The 4,468-nt window shown below is 60.5% G+C and carries 5 protein-coding genes and 1 pseudogene; 3 read left to right on the forward strand and 3 right to left on the reverse strand.

Annotated features, from left to right (window positions below; translation table 11 throughout):
* Positions 1–263: 263 nt before the first annotated feature.
* From QRN54_RS27380 to QRN54_RS27390, 3 genes are all read left to right on the forward strand, one after another.
* On the forward strand, positions 264–968 hold the full coding sequence (locus tag QRN54_RS27380) for a TetR/AcrR family transcriptional regulator (protein WP_054827583.1): 705 nt from the start codon (positions 264–266) through the stop codon (positions 966–968).
* Positions 969–1,209: 241 nt separating this feature from the next.
* Entirely contained in the window at positions 1,210–1,758 is a 549-nt protein-coding gene (locus QRN54_RS27385; RefSeq protein WP_193595840.1) for a recombinase family protein, read from the forward strand.
* A 380-nt stretch (positions 1,759–2,138) separates the two neighbouring features.
* Positions 2,139–2,441, forward strand: coding sequence for an SMI1/KNR4 family protein (locus QRN54_RS27390; protein ID WP_125052968.1), 303 nt, complete (start codon positions 2,139–2,141; stop codon positions 2,439–2,441).
* Here QRN54_RS27390 and QRN54_RS27395 read toward each other — a convergent pair.
* The 3 genes and pseudogenes from QRN54_RS27395 to QRN54_RS27405 all read right to left on the reverse strand — a co-directional run.
* Positions 2,404–3,084, reverse strand: coding sequence for a TetR family transcriptional regulator (locus tag QRN54_RS27395; protein ID WP_125052966.1), 681 nt, complete (start codon positions 3,082–3,084; stop codon positions 2,404–2,406). The two genes, QRN54_RS27390 and QRN54_RS27395, sit on opposite strands and share 38 nt — an antisense overlap.
* Positions 3,081–3,743, reverse strand: a complete 663-nt coding sequence (locus QRN54_RS27400) for a TetR family transcriptional regulator (protein ID WP_125052964.1) — start codon at positions 3,741–3,743, stop codon at positions 3,081–3,083. The genes QRN54_RS27395 and QRN54_RS27400 overlap by 4 nt, the downstream gene beginning before the upstream one ends.
* A gap of 82 nt (positions 3,744–3,825) precedes the next feature.
* Positions 3,826–4,468, reverse strand: a pseudogene (locus tag QRN54_RS27405) (DUF2637 domain-containing protein); the annotation flags it as partial.

Here is a 4,468-nt window from a genome sequence, read left to right on the forward strand (position 1 = left end):
CGATCTGTGGCAACGCTGAATACAATGCCGCCATTGCGGCCACCACCAACGCGACCGCCATGCACGACACAATCAACATCCACCACTGGGCGCCGCTCCATCGAGCGACGCCGGCAGAGTCGGATCCACGTTCGTTCATGGCCAGCCTCCCAGTTCGAGACCGGTCGTCTCGGTACGAGACTATTAGTATCATAACTCTGTGGGTGTGACAGAATGGTCATGCGAGGAGATATTTTGTCAGTCAAATGGAGCGGAGCCCGTTCATGGTCGACCCTCTCGTTGCAGCCGAGGGCCCGGCCGATCCCCGGCTGGCGCGCTCACGTAACCGGTTACTCGAAGCTGCCGGTCAGCTGCTGTCCACCGGCGGTGTCGAGGCGGTCACCGTGGAGGCGGTCACCCGCATGTCGAAGGTTGCGCGTGCCACGCTGTACCGACACTTCGGAAGTACCACCGACCTGCTCGCGGCAACCTTCGAGCGACTACTACCCCCAGTCGACACCGATATCGATACCGGTCCGCTACGCGAACGTCTGATTTCGTTGCTCACCACCCAAGCCGACCTCATCGACCAAGCTCCGGTGCAGATGACCACGCTGGCGTGGCTGGCAATGGGACCCGTCAACAGCGGCGACGCCAGTCGGCGCGATCTCGATCCTGGCGCGGTGGTCTCACTTCGGGCACGTGTCATAGAGCAATACCGCAAGTCCCTGGATCAGATCCTGACGGCCCCTGACGCCCGCGATGTGCTCGGCGAGCTCGACACCACCTTCGCCCTCATTCAGCTCCTCGGACCGATAGTGTTCGCTCGCCTTACAGGACTGCGTCACATCCACACCGACGACTGCATCCGCATCGTCGACAACTTTCTCGCCGCCCATGCCACAAGTGTCGGATCGAGCACTTCGCGCGACAATAGTCGTACGTGGCCGGCCACGACGCCAGACCCGCAGTTCAACGAAGGCCAGTAAGGCTTGACGGAAAACCACACCATCACTGCGCTAACCAGTCAGGGATCGCGGCGCTCATCGGATGCAACCTAACGTGGGCATAAGAACTCAGAGTTGCAGGAGACTTCTGAAATCGTGCAGCCGACTTCTGAAACTGACAACAATCTTGTGTGAGCTGGCCGAAGATCTGTTCCGAAACTCGTGTCCGAAACTAATGGTTCAATATGTAGCCTGTCGGTGAGTTCTGGAACACTGCTGCCTCATGGGTGAACTTTTGGGCTACGCGAGGGTCTCGACTACCGATCAGAGCGTCGATCCGCAGAGCGACGCTCTGAGCGCTGCCGGCTGTTTCAAGGTCTGGACCGAAACCGCGTCCGGTGCAACCACCACCCGGCCGCAACTGACGGATCTACTCTCCCACCTACGCGACGGAGACACCCTGGTCGTCTGGCGCCTGGACCGGTTGGGGCGCTCACTCCCCCATCTACTGCAGACCGTCGAAGATCTTGCCGCCCGCGGAGTCGGCTTCAAATCGTTGACCGAAGCGATCGACACCACCACCTCCGGCGGGAAACTCATCTTCTCCATCTTCGGAGCACTGGCAGAATTCGAACGCAATCTGATCCGGGAACGGACTCAGGTCGGTCTCGCCGCAGCCAGGGCGCGTGGCCGTACCGGCGGCCGGCCGCCGAAGATGACCTCCACGAAACTCGCACAGGCACAACGGATGCGGGAGAACGGCATGCATCTGACCGACATCGCCGAAATCATCGGTGTCGGCCGAACCACTCTGTACAGGCACCTGAAGTGAACTACTGCAGCGTTCGTTCGCGCGGCTACTCGGTGAGATTACCGGGCCTACGATGCTCCTGCTTGAACTGGTCGGTTGTGAGCTTGATTCGGTCGGGTCGCGTCACTCGTATCGGCTCGCCAGTGTCAGGATCAACCGGAATGTAGTCGCCGTACACCCCTGAATCGTGCCCGGACGAGAACGCGCGATTCTCCCGTTCTGCTTTGTGGTGGGCAAGCAGTCTTTCGTTCCTGGCACGGCGCTCGCGAATCATCTTGGACGTTGTCCACTTTTCGTAGCTGAAGGCAAAAATCAAGAAACCAACAACAAGTCCGCCGAATACGAGGGCAACTATCCAGAAAAGGTGCACGGCAGAATTTCACAGGTCGCAAGAACCCGAGATGGTCGACGCGAATGCGTCAGCGCAACCCGCGGGAACACCTGCTTACTCCTTCATCGACGAGTACATTCCGTTCGCTGGATTGGATGGATACTTCTGGTTCGTCGACACCCGCCCGGGTCCGATACACGGGTGCGTTACCGAATACAGCCGCGACTCGAGCGACGAGGACGGCCCCAAGTGGGTGTCTATCAGTGCCATGCTGACAGACCTCGCCGACAGCCTGGCGGGTGAGACCGTCTTCGATCGCATGTGGCTGTCGTCTGTCACCGATGGCGAAATCGACTGGCGGATAAGACGTTAGTGAGCACGTCCTCGATGCGGGTTGTGAGGTCGACGTTTTCGTGCAGGATCGCTGATGCGTTGACGGCTCCGAGGGTGCCGGCGCACAGGTTCCAGGCGAGTCGGTGTGTGGTGGGCGTGTTGGTGAGTTCGCCGTCGGTGATGGCGGTGTCGATGATGTCATTGACGGCGTCGACCCAGTGTGCGAAGCCGGCCGCGTTGTCGATGGTGGGTTCGAGGGTGAGTTTCATTCCGGCCCGCACGTTGGTGTCCTCGGCAATCCGACGAGCGAGGGACGTGAAGATCGCTGCCAGCTTCTCCCCTGCCGTGCTGCTCGAACCGCATGTCAGTGCTTCACTGATGGTGTCGTCGAGGGTGCGGTTCCAGTCCGAGATGAGGTGTTCTGCGATCGCTTCTTTGGATGGGAAGTGGTAGTACATCGCGCCTTTGGCGAATTTTCCGGTAGCGCTGATGGTGTTGATGCTGGTGTTGCCGTAGCCGTCGGTGTCGAAATGCCGGGCTGCGACGGAGATGATCGCTTCCCGTGTTCGCACTGCGCGGTCCTGCATTGTCGAGTTCTTACTGCCGGGGACGCGACCTATCCGGTGGGTTGTCGTGGTGGCAGCGTTTTCCGGGGTATCTGCCGGTTCGTTGGGGCTGTTCACAGAGATGCTCCTTCGACCATGCGGACGGCGGCCGGGTCCGTTCCACGCCACATCAGCAGTAGATCATCGACCCGCCTGCTGATGGTCTGGTTCTCGTCGAAACTGGCGGCAACCTGCACAGCGCCGACGAATCCGGCACCGAGTGTGTCTGCGAGCCTGGACATGCTTTTCGCGCAGTCGAGGGCGCCGGAACGACTCGCGTCGACGACGATCGGTTCGATCGCAGCGGTCCACGCTTCGTAGGTGGCGCGGGCGCCGCTGAGCGACTGATCGACGGACAGGATGAGGCCGGCGCGGATGATCGCCTCGTTTTGGGTGCGGCGGGCGAGTTCGCGGTAGATCATCAGTACTTGCCGGTCGGCGGGTTGACCGGTTGCGATCGCTTTCCCGACTGTCGTAGTGACTGCGTCGGACCAGCGGCGAAGCATCTCCCTCGCGATGGATTCTTTCTTCGAGAAGTGGAAGTACATCGCTCCCTTGGTGACCGGGGCGAGTGTGACGATGTCGTCGATGGTGGTGCCCGCGTATCCCGTTTGGCTGAACAGGGTTGCGGACGCTTCGAGGATCGCTTCTCGGGTGATTTTCGCTCGCGGCTGCATCGGTGGGCGGCCTGTTTTTCCGTGGTCGATGCCTTCGGATAGCTCGTTATGATCGTTCATTGGTCACAGATGCTTTCTGTGGTCATCGGCCCTGACGGTGTTACAGCACCGCCAGGGCCACCCTTTTATTGGTGCGTGCGGGTCAAACGGTGGTGAGTTCGCTGCGCATCGGGTTCTCGGCGGCTCGCAGGTCGGGCAATGGTGGACTGTCGAAGCCTGCTTCTCGGGCTGCGGTATCGAACTTCTCGTACCGGCGCCATGCGGTCGATGTCGCGACAGGCGGCTTCGATTCCAAAGCGATGGTCTCCCACGTGAGGTTCGGGTTCGTGAGCTTGCGGACTGCTGTATCTTTCACGTTCTTCGCGAGATTCGACCGGGCGATGAAGGCCATGAGGTCGTCTATGTCGGCATCCGTGTCGGCCTGTGCTTCTTCGGCGTCGCGGCGGTCTGGGGACTCCGCAGCGGTGTCTTGGGAGTCGAGGATCTCGTCCAGGTCGTTCATCGTTTCGTCCACGAAAAAAGGTTCCGCAAAGTCCGCAACAGCGTCCTCGTGGCCGGCCTTCGCATCCGCCGTTGTTGCATCTACGTCTAGATCCGACTCCCGATGCTCCGCAATATTGGGGGCGAACTTCTCGCGAGGCGGAGGGACGCGAATCGGTCCCCGACCTACGGTGAGGTCAGACGCAATACTCGTTGCATCCTCACTGTCGGTGGCACTTTCGACGATCGCACGGTAAGCGGCGTACGCCATTCCGACTGCCTTCACCAAGATCGTGATTCCGTGC

The sequence above is a fragment of the Rhodococcus sp. MEB032 genome, from assembly GCF_030208925.1.
GTDB classification, from domain to species: domain Bacteria; phylum Actinomycetota; class Actinomycetes; order Mycobacteriales; family Mycobacteriaceae; genus Rhodococcus_F; species Rhodococcus_F qingshengii.